The 21774-nt window shown below is 70.0% G+C and carries 21 protein-coding genes; 14 read left to right on the forward strand and 7 right to left on the reverse strand.

The genetic code is table 11. From position 1 onward, the window contains the following. The first annotated feature begins 113 nt into the window (after positions 1-113). The 3 genes from MFF55_RS11965 (at position 114) to MFF55_RS11975 (ending at position 1725) form a co-directional block, all read left to right on the forward strand. Positions 114-452, forward strand: a complete 339-nt coding sequence (locus MFF55_RS11965; protein ID WP_238244359.1) for a DUF983 domain-containing protein — start codon at positions 114-116, stop codon at positions 450-452. After that, complete coding sequence (locus MFF55_RS11970; RefSeq protein ID WP_238244313.1) at positions 449-1213, forward strand: SURF1 family protein; 765 nt, start codon at positions 449-451, stop codon at positions 1211-1213. Before MFF55_RS11965 ends, MFF55_RS11970 begins: the two co-directional genes overlap by 4 nt. A 95-nt stretch (positions 1214-1308) precedes the next feature. Next, positions 1309-1725 carry a DUF4864 domain-containing protein gene (locus tag MFF55_RS11975; protein WP_238244314.1) on the forward strand — a complete coding sequence of 139 codons (417 nt, stop codon included), beginning with the start codon at positions 1309-1311 and terminating at the stop codon, positions 1723-1725. 66 nt (positions 1726-1791) lie between these two features. On the opposite strand, the gene MFF55_RS11980 is transcribed toward MFF55_RS11975, so the two are convergent. From MFF55_RS11980 to dapF, 5 genes are all read right to left on the reverse strand, one after another. Further along, a complete protein-coding gene (locus tag MFF55_RS11980) occupies positions 1792-2319 on the reverse strand; it encodes a GNAT family N-acetyltransferase (RefSeq protein ID WP_238244315.1) in 528 nt (175 codons plus the stop codon). A 118-nt stretch (positions 2320-2437) separates the two neighbouring features. Next, positions 2438-4156, reverse strand: coding sequence for an L-lactate permease (locus tag MFF55_RS11985; protein ID WP_238244316.1), 1719 nt, complete (start codon positions 4154-4156; stop codon positions 2438-2440). A gap of 183 nt (positions 4157-4339) precedes the next feature. Continuing rightward, positions 4340-5023 (reverse strand): hypothetical protein, encoded by a 684-nt coding sequence (locus tag MFF55_RS11990; RefSeq protein ID WP_238244317.1) that lies wholly within the window; start codon positions 5021-5023, stop codon positions 4340-4342. Between the two features lie 116 nt (positions 5024-5139). After that, on the reverse strand, positions 5140-6372 hold the full coding sequence (gene mtaB / locus MFF55_RS11995) for a tRNA (N(6)-L-threonylcarbamoyladenosine(37)-C(2))-methylthiotransferase MtaB (RefSeq protein ID WP_238244318.1): 1233 nt from the start codon (positions 6370-6372) through the stop codon (positions 5140-5142). Further along, the gene (gene dapF / locus MFF55_RS12000; protein WP_238244319.1) at positions 6373-7260 is read right to left on the reverse strand and encodes a diaminopimelate epimerase; all 888 of its coding nucleotides are present in this window, start codon (positions 7258-7260) and stop codon (positions 6373-6375) included. A gap of 231 nt (positions 7261-7491) precedes the next feature. Between dapF and MFF55_RS12005 the strand changes: the two genes are divergently transcribed. After that, positions 7492-8220 carry a GyrI-like domain-containing protein gene (locus MFF55_RS12005; protein WP_238244320.1) on the forward strand — a complete coding sequence of 243 codons (729 nt, stop codon included), beginning with the start codon at positions 7492-7494 and terminating at the stop codon, positions 8218-8220. A 12-nt stretch (positions 8221-8232) separates the two neighbouring features. Here the strand turns inward: MFF55_RS12005 and MFF55_RS12010 are convergent, their stop codons facing one another. Beyond that, a complete protein-coding gene (locus MFF55_RS12010; protein ID WP_238244321.1) occupies positions 8233-9153 on the reverse strand; it encodes a LysR family transcriptional regulator in 921 nt (306 codons plus the stop codon). Between the two features lie 124 nt (positions 9154-9277). Between MFF55_RS12010 and MFF55_RS12015 the strand changes: the two genes are divergently transcribed. The 5 genes from MFF55_RS12015 (at position 9278) to trpS (ending at position 13651) form a co-directional block, all read left to right on the forward strand. Beyond that, the gene (locus MFF55_RS12015) at positions 9278-10207 is read left to right on the forward strand and encodes a ring-cleaving dioxygenase (RefSeq protein ID WP_238244322.1); all 930 of its coding nucleotides are present in this window, start codon (positions 9278-9280) and stop codon (positions 10205-10207) included. Between the two features lie 62 nt (positions 10208-10269). Beyond that, positions 10270-10899 carry an alpha/beta hydrolase gene (locus MFF55_RS12020; RefSeq protein WP_238244323.1) on the forward strand — a complete coding sequence of 210 codons (630 nt, stop codon included), beginning with the start codon at positions 10270-10272 and terminating at the stop codon, positions 10897-10899. Positions 10900-10941: 42 nt separating this feature from the next. After that, the gene (gene ycaC / locus MFF55_RS12025) at positions 10942-11586 is read left to right on the forward strand and encodes an isochorismate family cysteine hydrolase YcaC (RefSeq protein ID WP_238244324.1); all 645 of its coding nucleotides are present in this window, start codon (positions 10942-10944) and stop codon (positions 11584-11586) included. A gap of 83 nt (positions 11587-11669) precedes the next feature. Continuing rightward, positions 11670-12461 carry an endonuclease III domain-containing protein gene (locus MFF55_RS12030; RefSeq protein ID WP_238244325.1) on the forward strand — a complete coding sequence of 264 codons (792 nt, stop codon included), beginning with the start codon at positions 11670-11672 and terminating at the stop codon, positions 12459-12461. Positions 12462-12589: 128 nt separating this feature from the next. Then, positions 12590-13651: a tryptophan--tRNA ligase gene (gene trpS, locus MFF55_RS12035; protein WP_238244326.1), complete on the forward strand. Its 1062-nt coding sequence runs from the start codon at positions 12590-12592 to the stop codon at positions 13649-13651. A 36-nt stretch (positions 13652-13687) separates the two neighbouring features. On the opposite strand, the gene MFF55_RS12040 is transcribed toward trpS, so the two are convergent. Next, positions 13688-14818 carry an asparaginase gene (locus MFF55_RS12040; protein WP_238244327.1) on the reverse strand — a complete coding sequence of 377 codons (1131 nt, stop codon included), beginning with the start codon at positions 14816-14818 and terminating at the stop codon, positions 13688-13690. A 183-nt stretch (positions 14819-15001) separates the two neighbouring features. Between MFF55_RS12040 and MFF55_RS12045 the strand changes: the two genes are divergently transcribed. From MFF55_RS12045 to MFF55_RS12065, 5 genes are all read left to right on the forward strand, one after another. Then, complete coding sequence (locus MFF55_RS12045; RefSeq protein ID WP_238244328.1) at positions 15002-15997, forward strand: Bug family tripartite tricarboxylate transporter substrate binding protein; 996 nt, start codon at positions 15002-15004, stop codon at positions 15995-15997. Between the two features lie 143 nt (positions 15998-16140). Then, entirely contained in the window at positions 16141-16800 is a 660-nt protein-coding gene (locus MFF55_RS12050) for a tripartite tricarboxylate transporter TctB family protein (RefSeq protein ID WP_238244329.1), read from the forward strand. Between the two features lie 15 nt (positions 16801-16815). Further along, positions 16816-18321, forward strand: coding sequence for a tripartite tricarboxylate transporter permease (locus MFF55_RS12055; RefSeq protein ID WP_238244330.1), 1506 nt, complete (start codon positions 16816-16818; stop codon positions 18319-18321). Positions 18322-18363: 42 nt separating this feature from the next. Beyond that, positions 18364-19350, forward strand: coding sequence for a tripartite tricarboxylate transporter substrate-binding protein (locus tag MFF55_RS12060; protein WP_238244331.1), 987 nt, complete (start codon positions 18364-18366; stop codon positions 19348-19350). A 477-nt stretch (positions 19351-19827) separates the two neighbouring features. Further along, entirely contained in the window at positions 19828-21633 is a 1806-nt protein-coding gene (locus MFF55_RS12065) for a sensor histidine kinase (protein WP_238244332.1), read from the forward strand. The last annotated feature ends 141 nt before the right edge of the window (positions 21634-21774 follow it).

Consider the following 21774-nt stretch of genomic DNA (forward strand, 5'->3'; position numbering starts at 1 on the left):
CGCCCTTTTTCATGTCCGGCGCGCACGCCCATCCCATATCCGCATTGGCCTTCGACATCCGCGAGGTCGAGGAGCACGAGATCTTGGTCCAGACATTCGAACGCCGATCCCCAATGGCAACCGGCCTTCGCGGCCGCTGCCCACGCTGCGGCCAGGGACATATGTTCCAGGGCTTCCTGACCTTCAGGCCGTCCTGCGAGGCCTGCGGCCTCGACTATTCCGGCTTCAACTCCGGCGACGGGCCGGCCTTCTTCGTCATGTCGATCGTCGGCGTGATCGTCGTGGGCCTGGCCCTCTGGATGGAGATCGCCTACGAGCCGCCGATCTGGGTCCACGCGCTGGTCGCCGGCTCCCTGACGATCGGCCTGAGCCTTCTCCTGGTCCGGCCTCTCAAGGGCGTGCTCGCGGCCCTGCAATTCGTGAACAAGGCCGAGCAGGGACGCTTCCGGTGACGCGCGAGGGTACCCCAGACGGTGCCTGGCGAAGCCTGGCGGTGCCCGGGGTCGCCGCCCTGGTCTGCCTCGCCATCCTGCTCTCGCTCGGCACCTGGCAGCTGCAGCGCAAGGCCGAGAAGGAGGCGCTCATCGCGCGCATCATCGCCCGCGCGCGGGTCGAGCCGCCGGCCGCGCTCCCGCGGGCCGAGGAGTGGAACCCGGAGCAGGACGAGTTCCGCCGGGTACGCGCCACGGGCACCTTCCTGCACGCGAGCGAGACCCTGGTGCACGGCCTCGCCGCCGGGACGACGCCGGGACGCGCTCTGCAGGGATACTACGTCCTGACGCCCCTCAAGCTGGCGGAGGGCGGGACGGTGCTGGTCAATCGCGGCTTCATTCCGACCGAATTGAAGGACCCTGGCGCGCGTAAGGCCGGCGAGATCCAGGGCGAGACGAGTGTGACCGGCATCCTGCGCGGGCCGGAGGCGCGCACGATGTTCGTGCCGCCGCCCGAGCCGGCCAGGGGCGAGTGGTTCCACCGCGACATCGCGGGGATTGCCGCCTCGCGCGGGCTGACGGATGCGAAGCCTTATCTCGTCGAGGCCGACGCGACGCCCAATCCCGGCGGCTGGCCGAAGGGCGGGCAGCTGCGGGTGGACCTGCCCAACAACCACCTGCAATACGCCTTCACGTGGTTCGCCATCGCCGCCTGCCTGCTCGGAGTCTTCGCGGCCTTCGCCTGGCGCCGGCTCCGCGACACCGAGGCGGCGCCGTCGTGAGCCCTGGCAAGGACCTTGCACCCGCAAGGAGGTCTTGCAGGAAGGTCCGGCCGCGCTACTCTCGGTTCGGTCGATCCCGCCGTGGAGTGTGCCCGATGCGCGCCGTCCTCGCTCTGTTCACGTTCGGCCTCCTGCTGACCCCGCTCCAGGCCGCCGACGAGGCGGGTCGCTCCGCCGCCCGCGCCACCATCGAGCGGCAGATCGAAGCCTTCCGCAAGGACGACGCGGCGACCGCCTACGCTCAGGCCGCGCCGGCGATTCAGGGCATGTTCGGATCGCCCGAAACCTTCATCGCGATGGTGAAGAAGGGCTACGCCGCCGTCTACCGGGCCCGCAGCTTCAGCGTCGAGCGGATCGAGGATGTCGGTGAGGACGGTCTGGCGCTGGGCGTGAGGCTGCAGGACGAGAACGGCGTCGACTGGGTCGCGCTCTACAGCCTGGAGCGGCAGCCGGACGGCGCCTGGCGCATCTCGGGCTGCCAGCTGGTGAAGGCGCCGGGCAGCAACGCCTGAAAGGGCGCATCGCCGGGTGGAAGTCCGAGGCAGGCCGGTTGGGCCAGCGACCGGCAGCGGCGCTCGTCAGGTCGGCTCGATCACGAAGATGCGGCGGCCGGGCCGGTGGCCTTCGTCGCCGGTATCGCGAAAGCCGACCTTGCGCAGGAGCCCCGAGGAGGCGGTGTTCTCCGGTCGGCACTCCGCGACGATGAGCCGGTGCGGGAAGCGCCGGCGCAGGAGCGCCACTAGTCCGGCGACCGCCTCGCTGCCGTAGCCTCGGCCACGGGCCGCGCCGCCGATCCAGTAGCCGATCTCGACGGCCTGATCCCCGCGCAGATGCGTGCCGATGACGCCGACCAGGGCGCCTGACTCGTCGCGGATGCCGAGGAAGCGGTCGCCGACGGCCTTGTTGCCGGCGATGAGCCGCTGCGCGTCGCGGAGCGTGAACGGGTCGGGCAGGAAGTCCACGGCGCCCGTGATGGCGGGATCATCGGTGAGCGCACGAACGCCCTCGGCGTCCTTGGGCACCAGCGTTTCGATGCGCAGGCGGGCAGTCTGGATTACCGGCAGGCCGGAGAGGCTGTAGCGCGAGGCGAGCTTTCGGAAGAACATCCCACCAAGGTGGTGCTAAGCGCCTCCCACGGAAAGGCGTCTCGCACCCGAGAGAGCAGAACGAAAAAACCCGCCCCGTCGGACCGGAGCGGGCGATCGTCCGCCGAAGATCCGTCCGTCAGGGCGCCAGCACCATCGCGGTGAACGGCCAGACGTAGGCCTGGAGCATCACGAGCACGCCGACTAGGCAGGCGAGCACGATGGAGTGCCAGAACACGAAGCGCAGGATCTTGCTCTCCTGCCCGTAATAGCCCGTGGCGGTGGAGGCGACGACGATCGACTGGGCGTCGATCATCTTGCCCATGACGCCGCCCGACGAGTTCGCCGAGGCCATGAGGATGCCCGACAGGCCGAGCTGCTCCGAGGTGATCTTCTGCAGGTTGCCGAAGAGCACGTTCGAGGCGGTGTCGGAGCCCGTCAGCGCCACGCCGAGCCAGCCGAGCAGGGTACCGAAGAACGGGTAGAGGATGCCCGTCCCGGCAAAGGCGAGGCCCAGCGTCGCGTCGACGCCCGAGTAGCGGGTGAGCACGCCGAGTGCCAGCATCGCCGCGATGGTGATGATCGAGTAGCGCAGGACCCAGATCGTCTCGAGATAGGCGGTGATCAGGCGCAGGGGCGAGAAGCGCATGATCAGGCCGGAGATGATCGCGGCAAACAGCACCCCCGTTCCCGTGAAGGACATGTAGGTGAAGTTGAAGACCGCCGCTTCCGGGTGAGCCGTCCCGACGACGGGCGGCACCTTCATGATCACGTTGTGCAGGCCCGGCACCTCGTATTTCCAGGTGAAGATCGGGTTCACGATCCCCTTGAACCAGCCGGTGCCCCAGATCGCCACGATCACCGAGAGGACGATCCACGGCACCCAGGCCCAGGCGATCTCGCTCGAAGTGGCGGTGCGCTCACCCGTATGCACGCGCGGCATGTCGCCGGGAACGCCGGCGCCGAGAGCCGCCGGACGGGGCTCGGAGGTGTAGCCGATCGAGGGGTCGTTGCCGCGAAGCGCCGGCGAGATCCAGATCGTGGCCGGCCGCCACGTCTTCAGGAACAGGACGAGCGCGCCCATCGAGATCAGCGAGGCGCCGATGTCGACGATCCACGGGTTCACGTAGTTCGAGATCGCGAACTGGGCGACCGCGAAGGAGACGCCGCAGACGGCAATCGCCGGCCAGACCTGGATCATGCCGCGGAAGCCCGCGAAGACCCAGATCAGCCAGAAAGGCACGATCACCGAGAAGAACGGCAGCTGCCGCCCGATCATCGCGCCGAGCACGTAGGGATCGTAGCCCGTCACCGACGAGAGGCCGGCGATGGGCGCGCCGAGCGCGCCGTAGGCGACCGGCGCCGTGTTGGCGATGAGCGAGAGGCCCGAGGCCGCGAGCGGCGAGAAGCCGAGCCCGATCAGGATGGCGCCGGTGACGGCGACGGGCGTGCCGAACCCGCCCGCGCCCTCGAAGAAGGCACCGAAGGCGAAGGCGACGAGGAGGAGCTGCAGGCGCCGGTCAGCGGTGATGCCGGCCACCGATTGCTGGAGGGTCGCGAACCAGCCCTTCTCCACCGTCAGCCGGTAGAGGAAGATGACGTTGAGGATGATCCAGCCGATCGGGAAGAGGCCCAGCGCCACGCCGTAAGCGGAGGCGCGCAGCGCCAGGTCGGTCGGCATCCCGAAGGCGACGATGGCGATGAAGAGCGCGATGCCAAGGGAGAGAACGGCCGCGATATGCGCCTGCACCTTGCCGCTGGCGATCATGCCGAGCAGGGCGATGACGGGGACGGAGGCGGCCAGGGTCGATAGCCAGACGTTCCCGAACGGGTCGTAGACTTGGTTCCAGGTGTTCACGGACGCAACTCCTCCCATCCGATCCGCTCGCTGGGCGGTTTCGGGGGCCCGGGCTAGCAGAGGAGGTTACGCGGCTCAACGGCGGATACGCGACCGTTCAGGCACAACCGGGTTACCGTGGATGCACTCCAGAAAGCATCCTGGACGGGTTGAACGCCGGCGAAGTGCCGGATTCCCTCAACGTCAGCGTGTGAAATTCGCCGGGTAGACCACGCGCATCGCTGAACTCTCCATCTGCGGAGCGGCAGCGATGGTGGCGGCGACGGGGGTGGGCACGGCCCGCAAGCGCGCCCTCAGGGACCGCGCCGCCTCGGACGGGCGGGCACCGGTCGGCTGGATCATCGCCCCGAGCAGGATCCGCGTCCGCTTGTCGAGAAGGCTCGAGACCTGCGCCGGTTCGAAATCGCGCAGGCTGTGCTTGCGGCCCGGCTGTCCGGTGAAAACCCGGGCGCCGCCCTTGAGCACGACGATGTCGCCGGGCTGCAGGGTCTCGTCCCGGAGGAAGGCGGCGACCGGGCCGGCCTTCATGTCGAGCGGCGTCTGACGGTCGGTCACGCGAAGCTTCAGCGGCTCGGCCTTGGGAAGGGCCGCGTAGCGGATGCGGGGTCGCGAGCGGCTGGCCTCAGCTCTCTGGCTGCGACGCTGGGCGTAGGATCCCGCAGCCGTCGCGCTCGGCGCTTGCACCTGTGCCGGGGGCTGAGCCGCCTCCTGCGCAGGCGGAGGCGTGGGCGAGAACAAGCGCTGGAAGAGGCCGCCGACACCCGGCTCCTCCGCCGCGCGCGCCGTCGTGAGGGCAGTACCGACGAGGCAACCGAGGCAGGCGATGGCCGCGAGCGTGGTGCGGCGGACAGGCAGGATCTCGATCAAAGCCAGGGTCCCCTCGCATGGATCCCGGCACCGGCGGGACGACCTCCCTTAAACCTGGGCTTGGCCGAAGCGTTCCCGAACTTCCGAGAAGGTCTTTCGGCCTTCGGGAAATACGCTCAGACCGCCAGCAAGGCGCGCCCGTCATGACCACGAATACTCACCTCCCGCAGCAGTCCGGCGGGGGTCTCAGGGGGCAGGCGAACCGGGGTGAAGCCCTCGGTACGGCCGATCCCGCCGCGTTCCGTGAGCACCCGGTGCACCCGCCCGACCTCGCCCGCGAGGTGCCGCAGGAGGGCCGCGTCCCCGGCCTCGCGCAGGCGGGCGGCTCGCTCGCGGACGATGTCCGGCGCCACGGCCGGCATCCGCGCGGCCGGGGTGCCGGGGCGGGGCGAGTAGGGAAAGACGTGCAGGTGCGTCAGGCCGCACTCGGCGACGAGGTCGAGGGAGCGCGTGAACTGCGCCTCCGTCTCCGTCGGGAAGCCGGCGATGAGGTCGGCGCCGAGGACGAGGCCGGGGCGCAGGCGCCGCGCCTCTTCGCAGAACCGGATCGCGTCGGCGCGACCGTGCCGCCGCTTCATCCGCTTGAGGATGAGGTCGTCGCCGGCCTGAAGCGAAAGGTGGAGATGGGGCATCAGCCGGGGCTCGCCCGCGATCGCCTCCATCAGGGCCTCGTCCGCCTCGATCGAATCGATGGAAGACAGGCGCAGGCGGCTCAAGCCGGGGATTGCGGCCAGGATGGCCTGGACCAGGCGGCCGAGGCTCATCGGTTCCGGCAGGTCGCGGCCATAGGCCGTGAGGTCGACGCCGGTGAGCACGACCTCGCGGCCGCCGTGATCGACGATCCGGGCGACCTGATCGACCACGTCGACGGGATCGACCGAGCGGGAATTCCCGCGCCCGAACGGGATCACGCAGAAGGTGCAGCGATGGTCGCAGCCGTTCTGCACGGGGACGAAGGCCCGAGTGTGCCCGGTCATCGTCGCGATCCGGGTGGGCGGCGCCGCACGAACCGCCATGATGTCGTCGGGGGCGACGCGCTGGGGGTCCTGCGTCACCCAGGTCTCGCGCCGCATCTTGGAATCGTTGCCGACGAGGTGCGCCACCTCCGGCATCGCGGCGTAGGTCTCCGTCTCCACCTGTGCGCCGCAGCCGGTGACCACGATCTCGGCGTCCGGCCGCTCGCGCGCGATCCGGCGGATCGCCTTGCGGGCCTGCCGGCCGGCTTCGGCAGTGACCGCACAGGTGTTGACGATCACCCGGTCTCGCTCGCCGCCCCGGGCGTGGCCGCGCATCACCTCGGACTCGACGGCGTTGAGGCGGCAGCCGAAGGTCAGGGTCTCGACGGCCATTCAGTTCAGGCCGGTGAAGAGTTCCGGCCGAAGAGAATCCTCCCATTCGAGGGCCACGGGGCCCGTCATGAGGACGTGGTCGTCGGCTCGCCACTCGATGAAGAGGGTGCCGCCGGGCAGGTTGACATGGGCCTGTCGGCCGATCATCCGGAGCCGCGAGGCCGCGACGACCGCCGCGCAGGCCGCCGAGCCGCAGGCGAGGGTAAGGCCCGCGCCGCGCTCCCAGACCCGCAGCTTGATCGCCTCGCGCCCGGTCACCTGCGCGAGCGAGATGTTGGCCCGCTCCGGGAAGATCGGATGGCCCTCGAGCATGGGTCCGATCCGGCCGAGATCGTAGGTGTCGGGGTCGCGGTCGACGAAGAACACCGCGTGCGGGTTGCCCATGCTCACGACGCCGGGCGAGTGCAGGACGGGATCGTCGATCGGGCCGATCTGCAGCTCGATCCGCCGGGTGTCTTGGAAAGGGTCGCGGAGCGGGATCTCGTCCCAGCGCAGGCCCGGCCGGCCCATGTCGACGGTGAAGGAGCGATCCGCGACGCGCTTCACCGAGACGAGGCCGGCCGAGGTCTCGAGGGTGAGGCGGCCGCTCTCGGCGGGCCGGGCCATGGCGGGATCGTCGAGCATGGCGAAGGCGACGCAGCGGGTCCCGTTGCCGCAGGCGCCGGATTCCGAGCCGTCGGTGTTGTAGATGCGCAGGTAGGCGTCGGTGCCTTCCGTCACGGGATCGTGGACCGCCATGAGCTGGTCGAAGGCCGAGCGCGGGTCGCCCGCGATGGCGCGCGCCTCGGCGGGGCTGACGCGAATGGACGAGCCGCGCAGATCCATCACCACGATGGCGTTGCCGGCACCGTGCATCTTCAGGAAACGTCGTTGGGCGAGCGCGCTCATGCTTGGCTGCAAGATCTGCCTGTCGCGGGGGGGGTGGTGGCCGCATCCCGGCCGACGCCCGGATATAGGTTAAACCCGCCCGCACTGCGAGGCGGGGCGTTGCAGAACGGTCGCGCCGGCACAAGATCGCCCTGCGGACAGCCGGCCCGGCTCGCAGGCCCTGTGCTTCGTCACTAGGTTTCAGGGCCGACTCGGCGCGACGCCGCGTGTCGGACATCTCGGAGCAAAGCCGTGACCCGTCTCCGTGCCATCGTACTCGCTGGATGTCTCGCTCTCCCCGCTGCGGCGACCCGGGCGCAGGAGCCGGCACCCGCGTCCCCGGCGGTGACGAACCCGCTCCCCACGACGACGGTCCCCGATCCCTCGCGGGTCCCGACCCCTGGGGCGCCGGGCCCGGCGCAGCCGGTGCCGATCCCGGCGCAATCGGGCGCCGCGCCCGCCGGCACGCCGCCGGCCTCGCCCCGCCAGACGCTCGTCGAGGTGCCGGGCGATGCCAACGACGTCGACGAGGTCTCGCTGCCGGCCAAACCCGCCGCGATCCTGCCGGGCCGGGCCAAGTGGGAGGAGGCGGTGCCGACCCTGCGCGGGGCCTTCGGGAAGATCGAGGCGTCGCTCGCCAAGGCTGGCATCCGCCCGACGGGCCGGCCGATCGCCGTTTTCGCCAAGACCGACGACGAGGGCTTCCAGTTCGAGGCCATGATCCCGATCGAGGCGATGCCCGACCCGAAGCCCGCGGAGGCGGAGGGCCTGCGCTACGGCGTGACGCCGAGCGGCCGGGCGCTGCGCTTCCCGCACAAGGGGTCCTACGACGCCATCGACGGCACCTACGAGACGCTGACCGCCTATCTCGATGCCAAAGACGTCGTGGTCCAGGACCGCTTCATCGAGGAATACGTCACCGATCTCTCGGAGAAGGCGGACGACCAGCTCGACGTGAACATCTACGCGCTGCCGAAATAGGCGCCCCTCCAGTCACGGTCCCGCCTGCCGCGCCCAGGACGCGGCGGACAAGGTCTGAGCCAGGTATCCGATCAGCGCCCTCACCCGCGCCGGGCGCGGGTCCCCTGGCGGCGTCACGAGGTGAAGCGCGATCGTCGGCGGCGCCCAGCCCGGCAGGACGCGCTCCAGCCGGCCGGCGCCGAGGTCTTCCCAGACCATGAAATCCGGCTGCACCGCGATGCCGAGGCCAGCACTCAGCGCGGGCGTGAGCGCGTCGGCATTGTTGGCCCGCAGGGGACCGGCGGGCGTGACCACCGCCTCCGCGCCGTCGGGGCCGATCAGGTGCCAGCGGTCGGGCGTGGGCAGGTAGGCGTAGCCGAGGCAGGCGTGGCGCGCAAGGTCGCTCGGGTGCCCGGGGCGGCCGTGCCGATCGAGATAGCCGGGCGTGGCCACGAGCGACCGGTTCACCGGACAGAGGCGGCGGGCACGCAGGGAGGAATCGGCGAGCGCCGCGATGCGAAGCCCGATGTCGAAGCCCTCGCCCACGAGGTCCACCACGGCGTCGCTGAGATGCAGGTCGATGGCGAGGCCGGGATGGCGCGCGAGGAAGTCCGGCAGGAGCGGCGCCACGTGCAGCACCCCGAAGGACATCGGCGCTGCGAGCCTCACCAGCCCCTGCGGGATCGCGGCGCCCGCCGTCGCCTCGGCCTCCGCCGCCTCTCCCTCGGCCAGGATGCGGGCCGCGCTCGTCCGTGCGGCGCGCCCGGCCTCGGTCAACGCGAGCTTGCGGGAGGTGCGATGGAACAGCCGGGCGCCGATCCGCGCCTCGAGCCGCCCGATCGCCTTCGAGACCGTGCCCTTCGACAAGCCGAGATCGGCGGCGGCTCGTCCGAAGGAACCGGCCTCCACCACCTTGGCGAAGATGGCCCAGGCCTCGAAATCTGGCAGTCTCATGGGCACTCAGCGGAAACGATGAGTTTCCATTGTTTCTATTTCGCGCCTGATCGGCAAGGATCAGATTGTCTCCATCGAACACCGCCCCCGTCTCGAAGCGGTGGGGCACTCGGGAGACATCATCATGTCCGAGAACGGCATCCATCACGTCACGGCCTTCTCCGGCCCCGCTCACCGCAACCTCGACTTCTACACGCGGGTGCTCGGGCTGCGGCTCGTGAAGAAGACCGTCAATTTCGACGATCCGGGAACCTACCATCTCTATTACGGCGACGATGCCGGGCGCCCCGGCACTATCCTGACCTTCTTCCCCGTCGCCCATGCGGCGCCGGGCCGGGTCGGGGTTGGCGAGACGAGCGAGACCGCCTTCCGCTTGCCCGCCGCCTCGATCGGCTGGTGGACGCATCGCCTCGTCGAGAAGGGCGTGGCGCACGAGCCCATCGCCCACGCCTTCGGCGCGCCCGTTCTGCGCTTCCGCGATCCCGACGGCATGATGCTGGCTCTCGTCGGCGTGGACGAGGCCGGCGGAGCGGGGGTCTGCGACGGCGGCGAGGTCCCGGCCGAGCACGCGATCCGCGGCTTCCACGGTGTCACGCTCCTGCTCGGCGAGGCCGCCCCGACGGCCGCGGTCCTCACCGACGTGCTCGGCTTTGCGAAGACCGGACGCGAGGGCGCGTCGACCCGCTACTCCAGCGGGGCCGGCCTCGGCGGCTTCGTGACCCTGCGCGAGGTCGGCGAGTTCCCGCGGGGCCGGCCGGGTGCGGGCTCGGTCCACCACGTCGCCTTCCGGGCGGCGGACGACGCGGCGCAGGCAGCGATGGTGGCCCGGCTCACGAAGGGCCACGGCCTCGCCGTGACCGAGCAGCGGGACCGCAACTACTTCCGCTCGGTCTATTTCCGCGAGCCCGGCGGCGTCCTGTTCGAAATCGCCACCGACGAGCCCGGCTTCGCGGTGGACGAGCCGCCCGAGGCGCTGGGCGGCGCCCTCAAGCTGCCCGCCTTCCTCGAACCGCAACGGGCTCGGATCGAAGCCGTGCTGCCCCCGATCGCCTGACGCAAACCCCCATCCCGCAGCCCGGGATGGGGACACCCCTCACGCTTCACGAGGTTGTCATCATGACGGCATCTCTCTCCTTCCTCCATGCCTTCGAGCCTGGCGCGGGTGCCGCGCGGCCGCTGCTGCTCCTGCACGGCACCGGCGGCAGCGAGACGGATCTTCTGCCCCTCGGCCGCGCGGTGGCGCCCGGCGCCGCGCTGCTCTCGCCGCGCGGGCAGGTGCTGGAGAACGGCATGCCGCGCTTCTTCCGCCGGCTCGGCGAGGGCGTGTTCGACGAGGACGATCTACGCCGCCGGGCCGGCAACCTCGCCGGCTTCGTCGCCGAGGCGCGCGCCGCCTACGGCCTCGAAGCGCCGCTGGCGCTGGGTTTCTCGAACGGGGCGAACATCGCCGCGGCCCTGCTGCTCCTGCACCCGGAGGTGCTCGCCGGCGCGGTGCTCCTGCGGCCGATGATGCCGCTCGCCGCGCCGCCGGAGCCCGACCTCCGAACAAAGCCCGTGCTCATGCTCTCCGGCGCCCTCGACCCGATCGTCCCGGCGGAGAACGCCGAGGCGCTCGCAGACCTGCTCGGCCGGGCCGGCGCCGTGGTGGAGCACATGATCCTCCCGACCGGTCACGGCCTGTCCCAGGCCGACGTCGCGCGCGTCGGGACCTGGATGAAGGAGGCGAACCCACCCGCACCGCAATAGCCAGCATCGACCCGCCACTCAGCCCCAGATCAGGAGACTCTCATGAGCAAGCCCTACAATCGTCTCGATATCGACCAGGCCGTCGTCCTCCTCGTGGATCACCAGGCTGGACTCCTCTCCCTGGTGCGCGACTTCCAGCCGGACCAGTTCAAGAACAACGTGCTCGCGGTGGCCGACCTCGCCGCCTACTTCAAGCTGCCGACCATCCTGACCACGAGCTTCGAGGAAGGCCCGAACGGCCCGCTGATGCCGGAGCTGAAGGCGCAGTTCCCGGACGCGCCCTACATCGCGCGTCCCGGCCAGATCAACGCCTGGGACAACCCCGACTTCGTCGCCGCCATCAAGGCGACCGGCCGCAAGCAGCTCATCATCGCCGGCGTCGTGACCGAGGTCTGCGTGGCATTCGTGGCGCTCTCGGCGATCGCGGAGGGCTACGAGGTCTTCGCGGTCACGGACGCCTCCGGCACCTTCAACGCGGTGGCGCGGGATGCGGCCTGGAACCGGATGTCGAGCGCCGGCGTGCAGCTGATCAACTGGTTCGGCGTCGCCTGCGAGCTGCACCGCGACTGGCGCCGCGACGTCGAAGGTCTGGCGACCCTGCTCGCCAACCACATCCCCGATTACCGCAACCTGATGACGAGCTACGGCGCCTTCAAAGGCGCTCACCGTGACCCTCAGGCGGCGTGAACGCCTGACGCCCGGCCTCCGGAAGGACGCAGGCCGGGCGTCTCGGCGGGGAACCGCATCGGCGCTTTGCGGATTCGATCACGATGGCAACCGCACCCGGACACCATCATCTCCACTCCTCGGCGAGACGCGCCAAGCCCCAGGCCGGTCCCGCGCCGGATGGGCTCGCCGACAAAGCGCTCGAGATCCATCGGCGGCTCTGCCCCGTCTACGGCTGCCCCATTCCCTACTTCCACAGCCTCGATCCCTTGAGCGAGCTTGTCTCCTCGCTGCTCTCGCACCGGACCCGCAACGCAGATTCAGGCCGGGCCTTCAAGTCTCTGCGGGCCCGCTACCCGGATTGGGAGGCCCTGCTCGACGCGCCCGTCGAGGACCTCGAGACCACGATCGCCGGCGTCACCTGGCCGGAACTCAAGGCGCCGCGCATCCAGGCCATCCTGCGTACCGTCAAGGAACGCCGCGGCGCGCTTTCCCTCGACTTCCTGGCGGAGATGCACGTCGAGGCCGCCCGCACCTGGCTCGAGGCGATCCCCGGGATCGGGCCGAAGACGAGCGCCGCGGTCCTTTCCTTCAGCGTGCTGCGGATGCCGGCGCTGCCCGTCGACAGCCATCATCACCGGGTCGCGCAACGCACCGGCCTGATCGGATCGCGGGTCGATGTCGGGCCCTCCCACCCGATCCTGCGGGCGCAGCTTCCGGCGGATTGGAGCGCGCAGGAACTCTACGACAACCACGAACTCCTGATGCTGCACGGCCAGCAGGTCTGCTTCCACCACAATCCCGCCTGCGGTCGCTGCGTCCTCCTCGACCTATGCCCGACGGGTCGCGCCCGTCAGGACGAACGACGGATGGCGACGAGCCGCGGCGCCTCCTGATCGCGGGACGCGCTCGGCCCCGATCTTGACCCGCCCCAGCGCCCGGTTCAGAAACCCGCGGCTGCGCGCCGTTCGGGACGTCTCGATGTGCGCGGCCCTCCACACAGAACGGCACGGGGACAGGCGAGATGGCCGCGTTCAACGAACTGGTCTTCTCCGGCGTCCAGCCGACCGGGAACCTGCATCTCGGCAACTATCTCGGCGCCATCAAGCGCTTCGTGGAGATGCAGGCGCGCGACGCGCAGTGCCTCTACTGCGTCGTCGACCTGCACGCGATCACGCTGTGGCAGGACCCGGCCGAGCTGAAGGGCCAGATCCGCGAGGTCACGGCCGCCTTCCTCGCCGCCGGCATCGATCCCGCGCGCTCCATCGTGTTCAACCAGAGCCAGGTGCCGCAGCACGCCGAGCTCGCCTGGATCTTCAACTGCGTCGCCCGCCTCGGCTGGCTCAACCGCATGACGCAGTTCAAAGACAAGGCCGGCAAGGACCGCGAGAACGCGAGCGTCGGGCTCTATGCCTATCCGGTGCTGATGGCCGCCGACATCCTGGCCTATCGCGCGACCCACGTGCCGGTGGGCGAGGACCAGAAGCAGCACCTCGAACTGACCCGCGACATCGCCGGGAAGTTCAACAACGATTTCTCAGGGTCTATCGCCGCGCATGGGCACGGTGAAGATTTCTTTCCGATCACCGAACCTCTGATCGGCGGTCCGGCGGCCCGGGTGATGTCCCTGCGGGACGGCACCAAGAAGATGTCGAAGTCGGACCCGTCCGACAATTCGCGCATCAACCTCACCGACGACGCGGACGCTATCGCGCAGAAGGTCCGCAAGGCGAAGACCGACCCGGAACCCCTCCCTTCGGAAGCCGCCGGGCTCAGCGGTCGGCCGGAAGCCGACAACCTCGTCGGCATCTTCGCCGCGCTCAAGGACGCGACGCGCGACGAGGTCCTGAGCGATTACGGCGGGGCGCAGTTCTCGGTGTTCAAGGGCGCGCTCGTCGAGCTCGCGGTGGAGAAGCTCGCGCCGCTCGGCGCCGAGATGAAGCGCCTCATCGCCGATCCGGCCCATATCGACGCGGTGCTCGCCGATGGGGCAGCCCGGGCCGAGGCCATCGCGGCCCCGACCCTCGACGCGGTGAAGGACATCGTCGGCTTCGTGCGCAAAGGTCCGAGCCTGCGCTCGGTCTGAGGGCGGCGATCCCGTCACCGCCGTCGTGTCGCGGCCTCAATACTCCCAGAAGATCCGCTGGAGCTCCTTGGCGTCCACCGGCTTCGTCAACGCCACGGCGGCGAGGATCTTGGCCTTCTGCGGATTGAGGTCGTGGGCCACGACCCAGTCGTAGGTGTCGTCGGGCTGCTCGGCGTTTCGCAGCACGAAGCCGTCGCCGACGCGCGACGAGCGGACGATGTGGACGCCCTGCCCCCGGATGCCCTTGAGGGTGTCGACGAGGTAGCCGGCGACCGAGCCGTTGCCGGTGCCGGCGTGGATGATGGCCTTGGCACCGCCCTGAGCGGCGGAGGTGTAGGCGGCTGGGCTCATGTTGCCGGAACCGTAGACGATCGCGACCTCGGGCAGGGTCTCGATCTCGTCGATGTTGAACTCCGAGGCGGTGCCATGGCGCTTGACCGGCGCGCGGAAGAAGTAGGTCTTGCCCTCGACCACCATGCCGAGCGGCCCCCACTGGCTGAAGAAGGCGGAGGGCTTGATGTTGACGCGCTTCGTCGCGTCGCGGCCCGCCTGGATCTCGTCGTTCATGGTCAGCAGCACGCCCTTGGCGCGCGCCTCCTTGCTCGCAGCCACGGTGACGGCGTCGAGGAGGTTGAGGGCGCCATCGGCCGAGAGCGAGGTGGAGGGCCGCATCGCGGCCGCCATGACGATCGGCTTGTCGCTGCGCACGACGAGGTCGAGGAAGTAGGCGGTCTCCTCCACCGTATCGGTGCCATGGGTGATGACGACGCCGTCGACGTCGTCCTGCTTGAGGAGCTTCGAGACCTGCTTGGCGAGCTGGACGAGCTGCACGTTGGTGAAGCTTTCCGACGCGATCTGGAAGGCCTGCTCGCCGCGCACCTCGGCGACCTTCGACAGGGCCGGCACCGCGGCGATCAGCTTGTCGACCGGCACCTTGGCCGCCTGATAGGTCGCGCTGTTGCTGGCATCCGCGCCGGCGCCGGCGATGGTGCCGCCGGTGGCGACGATCACGATGCGGGCCTTGGCTGCCGCGGTCTCGCCCGGCTTCGCTGGCTCCGGTCCCTGCAGGGCGAGAGTGGGGACGGGAGAGGCGGCCCCGAGCAGGAGCGCAAGGGCTCCAGCGCGCATCAGGGTTCGGCGTGAGGCGGCAGGCGGCAGGCGTCGCATCGGGTCGTCCTTGAATCGTGGCTCGGAGCGCCATTCTGGCGGTCGATCCTCGCCGCGCCCAGCGCAAAAACACCTCCCGCGTGCCGGAGGGCTCGCGATCCACCGGGAGATCACGGAGGCCCGTTCCCTCCGACCTATCTGCGTGTAAGGTGCCGGCAACAGAAAAGATTTCGGAGGAAACAGATGAGCCACTCCTACCCGGCCCGCCGGTCAGTCCTGCTCGGCTCGATCGCGGCGGCGACGCTGGCCGCCGCGGGCCGTCCCGTCCGCGCGCAAGGGGGGTACCCGACCCGGCCGATCACCCTCGTCATTCCCTTCGCGGCCGGCGGATCGACCGACGTGGTCGGTCGCCTCGTGGCCCAGAAGATGTCGGACGAGCTCGGACAGCAGGTGATCGTCGAGAACGTGGTCGGCGCCGGCGGCAATGTCGGCGCCGCGCGCATCGCGAAGGCCGACCCCGACGGCTATTCCATCCTGATGGGCACGGTCGCGACGCACGCGCTGAACCCGCTGATGCTCAAGCGCAAGCCCTACGATCCGATCGCGGATTTCGCGCCGGTCTCGCTGCTCGCCGTCATCCCGAACGTGCTGGTGGTGAACCCGAAGCTGCCGGTCAAGGACGTGAAGGAGCTGATCGCCCTCCTCAAGGCGGAGCCTGGCAAGTACAACTATGCTTCATCCGGCCTCGGCACCCCGCTGCACCTGTCGGGCGAGCTCTTCAAGAGCATGGCCGGGGTCAGCATGCAGCACATCCCCTACCGGGGTTCCGGCCCGGCCCTGAACGACGTCGTGGCCGGACAGGTCCCGATCCAGTTCGACAACCTCCCTTCGGCCTCTGAGTTCATCAAGTCCGGCGGCCTGCGCGGCCTCGCGGTGACGACGAAGGAGCGGGCGTCCTCCTTCCCGGACATCCCGACGATCGCGGAAGCCGGGCTGCCGGGCTACGAGACCTACACCTGGAACGCGCTGTTCGCCCCGCCCAAGACCCCGCCCGCCGTGATCGAGCGTCTCAATGCCGCCGCGCGCAAAGCGATGGCCGATCCGAACCTGATCGAGCGGATGAAGGCGTTCAGCGCCACCGTGGTGAGCTCGACGCCGGAGGCGCTCGGCGAGCACGTCAAGGCGGAGATGGCGAAGTGGGCGCCGGTGGTGAAGGAGGCCGGCGTCACGACGGAATGACCCCCTCGCCGTGATGTTTTCTTGGGTTTTGGGCAGCGATCTCAAAGAGATCGCGCGAGACGCGGGCGCCGAGACATGACACAAGGAAGGCCCATTTGCCCGGAGCGGCGGACGAAAAGAATGGCGGTACGGGAGGTGAGGTCATGAGCGAGCCTATCGGCGGCTCGGGTCGGTCGAACGGTCCCATTCGCGGGCCGCAAAGCGTGGTCGGCGGCCTCGGCCTCGTCGCGCTCGGTGTGTTCGCGATCTGGGCGGGCGGGGACCTCCCGCAGGGAACGCTTGGAGCCATGGGCCCCGGCCTGATGCCCCGCTGGCTGGCGATCGGCGTGGCTGCCTGCGGCGTCGCGCTCGTCGTGGCGGGCCTCGTCAAGCGGGGCGACCCCCTGCCGCCGGTCGCCTGGCGCGGCATGCTCGTGGTCGTCACCGCGATCCTCGCCTTCGCGCTGACCATCCGTCCCTTCGCGCTCGGCCCCGTCACGACGCCAGGCCTCGGCCTGATCGTCGCCGGCCCGCTCGCCATCCTGATCGGCGGCTACGCGACGCCGGAGGCGCGCCTCCGGGAACTCGTGATCCTGGCCCTGTTCCTGACGGCGGGCTGCATGCTGTTGTTCGGCGACCTGCTCAACCTGCCGATCCCAATCTTCCCGACCTTCGTCATCGAGGCGATCTCGGGCAGCATCTCGACCCGCGTCCTGCTCCGGATCGCCGCCGGCCTGCTGACGCTCGGCGGCCTCCTCGGCCTGGCGCTCGGCCGCGGCAGTGGCCGCCGCGTCGACGTCGCCCCGCATTCCATGACCACCTGAGCGGCGGCGCGAGCCATGACAGACCTCCTCGCCAATCTCGGCCTCGGCTTCTCGATCGCCCTGAGCCTGCAGAACCTCGCGCTCTGCTTCCTTGGCTGCCTCGTCGGCACGCTGATCGGCGTGCTGCCCGGCGTCGGGCCGATCGCGACGATCGCGATGCTCCTGCCGATCACCTTCGGGCTCGATCCCGTCGGCGCATTGATCATGCTCGCGGGCATCTATTACGGGGCGCAATACGGCGGCTCGACCACCGCGATCCTCGTCAACATTCCCGGCGAGGCCACCTCCGTCATCACGACGCTGGACGGCCACCAGATGGCCCGCCAGGGCCGGGCCGGCATCGCGCTCGGCACCGCGGCGATTGCCTCGTTCTTCGCCGGCACCGTCGCGACCCTGCTCATCGCCGCGCTCGGCGCGCCGCTGACCAAGCTCGCCCTGGTGTTCGGACCGGCCGAGTACTTCGCGCTCATGGTGATGGGCCTCGTCTTCGCCGTGGTGCTGGCGCGCGGCTCGATCCTCAAGGCCGTGGCGATGATCCTCGTCGGCATCCTGTTTGCCTCGGTCGGCACCGACCTCGAGACCGGGCAGGAGCGGATGACCTTCGGCCTCGCCTTCCTCGCCGACGGCGTCGACTTCTCCGTGCTCGCGATGGGCCTGTTCGGCATCGCCGAGATCCTGCGCAACCTCGACCATACCGAGACCCGGGACGTCGTCCGCCAGCAGATCGGCCGGCTGCTGCCGGGGCGGGCCGACATCAAGCAGGCGACGCCCTCCGTGCTGCGCGGGACCGTGATCGGCTCGACGCTCGGCATCCTGCCCGGCAACGGCGCCGTGCTCGGCCCCTTCGCCTCCTACGCGATCGAGAAGCGCATCGCGAAGGATCCATCCCGCTTCGGCAACGGCGCCATCGAGGGCGTCGCGGGGCCCGAGAGCGCGAACAATGCCGGCGCGCAGACCTCCTTTATCCCGCTCCTGACGCTCGGCATCCCGCCGAACGCCGTCATGGCCCTGATGGTGGGCGCCATGACCATCCACGGCATCGTGCCGGGGCCCGGCGTCATGACCAAGAACCCGAACCTGTTCTGGGGCATGATCGCCTCCATGTGGCTCGGCAACCTGATGCTGCTCATCATCAATCTGCCCCTCGTCGGGCTCTGGGTGCGCCTCCTGAAGGTGCCCTACCGGCTGATGTTCCCCGCGATCCTGATGTTCTGCTCGATCGGCATCTACTCCATCAACTCGGTGCCGACCGACGTCATGTTCATCGCCTTCTTCGGGATCGTCGGCTACGCCCTGATCAAGCTCGGCTTCGAGCCGGCGCCGCTGCTTCTCGGCTTCGTGCTGGGGCGGCTGATGGAAGAGTATCTGCGCCGGGCCCTGACGCTGTCGCGAGGCGATCCGATCGTCTTCCTCGAGCGGCCGGTCGCCGCCGGGCTGCTGCTGCTCACGGCCGTGGTGCTCGCCGCCGCCCTGCTGCCGTCCCTGCGCAAGAGCCGCGACGAAGTCTTCACGGAAGCCTGAGGCGACCGGGAACGCCAGAACACGCATGGAGAAGGAAACGTCATGAGGAGCATTCTCACCCGCAGGCTCGCCGTCCTCGGCCTCGCCGCCGCGGCGCTCGCAGGCCCGGCCTCGGCGCAAGGCTACCCCGAGCGCCCCATCACCATGATCGTGCCCTTCGCGCCGGGCGGCCCCACCGACGTGATCGCGCGCCTCGTGGCCGAGACCATGTCCCGCTCGCTCGGCCAGCAGGTGGTGATCGAGAACGTGGCGGGCGCCGGCGGCACGACGGGGATCACCCGGGCCTCGCAGGCCACGCCCGACGGCTACACGATCATGATGGGCCATATGGGCACCCACGGCGCCGCCCCGGCCCTGTTCAAGGGCCTGAAATACGATCCCGCCAAGAGCTTCGACCCGATCGGCCTCGCCGCCGGCACGCCCATCGTGATCGTCGCCAAGAACAACTTCGACGCGCCCGACCTCAAGACCTTCCTGGAGGCGGTGAAGAGCGGCGGCGCCAAGATCAACCAGGCCCATGCCGGCGTGGGCTCGGTCTCGCACTCGACGGGCATCCTGTTCAACTCGATCGTGGGCGCCAAGCCGACGCTCGTCGTCTATCGCGGCACCGGTCCGGCGCTCAACGACATGATGGCCGGCCAAGTCGACTTCATGACCGACCAGATCGTCAACGTGGCGCCCCAGATCACGGGCGGTACGATCAAGGCCTACGCCATCGCGACGCCCGAGCGCTCGCCGGCCCTGCCCAACGTGCCGACCACCAAGGAGGCAGGTCTGCCGGGCTACGAGGTCAGCGCCTGGAACGCGGTCTTCGCGCCGAAGGGCTTGCCGAAGGACGTCGCGGCGAAGCTCGACGCGGCGCTCGCCAAGGCGCTCGAGGACGACAACACCAAGAAGCGCATCCTCGAGCTCGGCGGCACGGTTCCGACCCAGGCCGAGCGCGGCCCCGCCGCCCTGCAGAAGCTCGTCGAGAGCGAGGTCGCGCGCTGGACGCCGGTGCTCAGGGCCGCCGTCGACGGCAGCCAGTAACGTCGTTCGACACGCGCCGTCCGCGGCATCCCGACGTCATGAAGGTCCCGGGCTCAACCCGGGACCTTCTTCGTTCGTCCTGCGTGAGGCGAGAACGCATCGGGTTGGGCAGGGCGCGAGCGCAGCACGGCCCGGGAGCTTTGCGGCGCGATTTCAGGGCCTACAGCGCCCGATAACAGGAATGTGAATGGTCGTAGTCATTCGGGCGAAACCATCCCCACGTCTCAAGCATCGCGGGGAAGCTTGACTGTTTCGCCGTCGTGATATGATCTTGAAGATGCTGCGAGCGGCATCTCCTCAAGGGACGAGGTCGATCCGGACCGTGGCCTTCAGGTTCGCGATCGCTCGATGTTGGCAGACAACATTTTCAACACTGATGCAGTCTTAATTCGAAAGTCTTGAGGTCGCGCATCGTTAACCGTTTCTTAACGGGTGACATCGGATGCGTTGACATCCTTTGATCCAGGGAGGGTGTCGATGCGTTTCGCGACCGATCTCGCCCCGCCCGCGACGCCTGCCAGCGTGGCGCAGCAGGCAGGTTGGATCCGGCAGGCCGTGGACGGCCTCTCCGGGTTGCGCTCCAAGCTTCCCTCCCTGCGGCTCGTCCTCGCCATGGCGCTGGGAGCCCTCGGCCTCGCTTCGACGCTCGTTCTGTCCGTCGCCGTCGGTCACGAGGCGACGAAGCGGCTCGAGGTCGAGATCGCCGCCCAGCTCAAGGAACTCGCCGAGCATACGACGCAGATGCTCGACCGCGGCATGTTCGAGCGCTGGCGGGACCTGCAGATCGCCGCCGCCAACGATACGCTGCGCGATCCGAACGGCTCCAACGACGCGCGGCGCGCGATCCTGGAGCGGATGCACCGGACCTATCCGGACTACGCGATCCTCGCCTTCATCAACCCGGCGGGCCGCCTGCTCGCCACGAGCAATCGCTTGATCGAGGGCACGGACGTCTCGCGCCGCGATTACTTCCTCGCCGGCCGCGAGGGGCCGTTCGTCGGGGACGTCCACGATGCGATCCTGCTCGCCAGGCTCCTGCCGCGTCCCGACGGCGAGCCCCTGCGCCTCGTCGACCTCGCCGCGCCGGTTCGCGGCGCCGACGGCGAACTCGTCGGCGTGATCGCGGCCCATCTCGACTGGCGCTGGGCACGGGGTACGGAGCGCGCCCTCGCGGCCAGCCTGCGGGGGCGTCGACAGGGTGCGGAGATCATGGTGCTCGGCCACGACGGTACCGTGCTGCTGGGGCCCCCGCGGCTCGAGGGACGTCCGGCGCCGGCGGAGGTGGCTCGCCTGGCGTCGGCGGATGGACTGGGGAGCACGACCCAGCGCTGGCCCGACAGCACGGAACCCTACGTGACCGCCGCGGCGCCGACCCGCGGCTACCGGGATTACCCGGGCCTGGAATGGTCGGTCGTCGTCCGCCACCAGGCCGCCCAGGCGCTGGCTCCCGTGTCCGACCTGCGCTGGAACATCCTGTTGTCCGGCAGCGTCGTGGCCCTGGCCGCGGCCCTCCTCGCCTGGCTGCTGGCGGGCCGGATCGCCAGGCCGCTCCACGAGCTGGCCGAGGCCGCCTCCGCCCTGGGGCAGCACAAGCCGCTGCCGACGCTCTCGGCGGCGCCGGTCCGCGAGGGCCGGCTGATCGCGGCCGCGCTGGAATCCGCCTCGGCCGAGCTGCGCGGACGGGAGACGACCCGGCGGCTGCTCGTCGACGAGCTGAACCACCGGGTGAAGAACACCCTCGCCACGGTACAGGCGATCGCAGCCCAGAGCTTCCGGGGCCTCACGGGCGACGGCGCCCTGGCGCGACCGATCTTCGAGGCCAGGCTCTTCGCGCTCGCGCGCACCCATGACGTGCTCACCCGCGAGGGCTGGGCCGGCGCCGAGCTGGGGGCGATCGTGTCCGAGGTGATCCGTCCCTACGCCGAGGACGATGCCTCCCGCTTCGTCGTGGAGGGGCCGCGGGTCCGCCTGCTGCCGCGTTCCGCCCTGGCGCTCAGCATGGGGCTCCACGAGCTGTGCACGAACGCGGCGAAGTATGGCGCCCTGTCGGTCCCGGGCGGACGGGTCGAGATCCGCTGGACCACCGAGGGAGGTCGCGACGACCAGCGGCTGGACCTCCTCTGGCAGGAGCGCGGCGGTCCGCTCGTCGAGACGCCGTCCCGCAGGGGCTTCGGCTCGCGCCTGATCGAGCGCGGCCTCGCCGCGGAGCTCGGCGGCCATACGGAGATCCGCTACGATCCCGACGGCGTCGCCTGCTCGATCCGTGCGCCCCTCGCGACCTGAGGCGGCGGCCGGACGCAGGGCCGCATGTCGGCGGGGTGAGCGACCGCAAGGATCCTTAACCCGTGCGCGCCTAAACTCCGCCCGGGCGATACGGATCGGCGGGCCGCGCCCGGAGGGCGAAGGCACGCATGCCGGGGCGGC

This window comes from Methylobacterium iners (assembly GCF_022179305.1).
Lineage (GTDB): Bacteria > Pseudomonadota > Alphaproteobacteria > Rhizobiales > Beijerinckiaceae > Methylobacterium > Methylobacterium iners.

Excerpts from the sequence above, each read along its gene's own strand:
- dapF (WP_238244319.1), bottom strand. The coding sequence starts at position 7,260 with ATGAGCGCGCTCGCCCAACGACGTTTCCTGAAGATGCACGGTGCCGGC.
- MFF55_RS11980 (WP_238244315.1), bottom strand. The coding sequence starts at position 2,319 with ATGTTCTTCCGAAAGCTCGCCTCGCGCTACAGCCTCTCCGGCCTGCCG.
- MFF55_RS12065 (WP_238244332.1), top strand. The coding sequence starts at position 19,828 with ATGCGTTTCGCGACCGATCTCGCCCCGCCCGCGACGCCTGCCAGCGTG.
- MFF55_RS12040 (WP_238244327.1), bottom strand. The coding sequence starts at position 14,818 with ATGCGACGCCTGCCGCCTGCCGCCTCACGCCGAACCCTGATGCGCGCT.
- MFF55_RS12050 (WP_238244329.1), top strand. The coding sequence starts at position 16,141 with ATGAGCGAGCCTATCGGCGGCTCGGGTCGGTCGAACGGTCCCATTCGC.
- MFF55_RS12015 (WP_238244322.1), top strand. The coding sequence starts at position 9,278 with ATGTCCGAGAACGGCATCCATCACGTCACGGCCTTCTCCGGCCCCGCT.
- MFF55_RS12030 (WP_238244325.1), top strand. The coding sequence starts at position 11,670 with ATGGCAACCGCACCCGGACACCATCATCTCCACTCCTCGGCGAGACGC.
- MFF55_RS11965 (WP_238244359.1), top strand. The coding sequence starts at position 114 with ATGGCAACCGGCCTTCGCGGCCGCTGCCCACGCTGCGGCCAGGGACAT.
- mtaB (WP_238244318.1), bottom strand. The coding sequence starts at position 6,372 with ATGGCCGTCGAGACCCTGACCTTCGGCTGCCGCCTCAACGCCGTCGAG.
- trpS (WP_238244326.1), top strand. The coding sequence starts at position 12,590 with ATGGCCGCGTTCAACGAACTGGTCTTCTCCGGCGTCCAGCCGACCGGG.
- ycaC (WP_238244324.1), top strand. The coding sequence starts at position 10,942 with ATGAGCAAGCCCTACAATCGTCTCGATATCGACCAGGCCGTCGTCCTC.
- MFF55_RS12055 (WP_238244330.1), top strand. The coding sequence starts at position 16,816 with ATGACAGACCTCCTCGCCAATCTCGGCCTCGGCTTCTCGATCGCCCTG.
- MFF55_RS11975 (WP_238244314.1), top strand. The coding sequence starts at position 1,309 with ATGCGCGCCGTCCTCGCTCTGTTCACGTTCGGCCTCCTGCTGACCCCG.
- MFF55_RS12020 (WP_238244323.1), top strand. The coding sequence starts at position 10,270 with ATGACGGCATCTCTCTCCTTCCTCCATGCCTTCGAGCCTGGCGCGGGT.
- MFF55_RS12060 (WP_238244331.1), top strand. The coding sequence starts at position 18,364 with ATGAGGAGCATTCTCACCCGCAGGCTCGCCGTCCTCGGCCTCGCCGCC.
- MFF55_RS12045 (WP_238244328.1), top strand. The coding sequence starts at position 15,002 with ATGAGCCACTCCTACCCGGCCCGCCGGTCAGTCCTGCTCGGCTCGATC.
- MFF55_RS12010 (WP_238244321.1), bottom strand. The coding sequence starts at position 9,153 with ATGAGACTGCCAGATTTCGAGGCCTGGGCCATCTTCGCCAAGGTGGTG.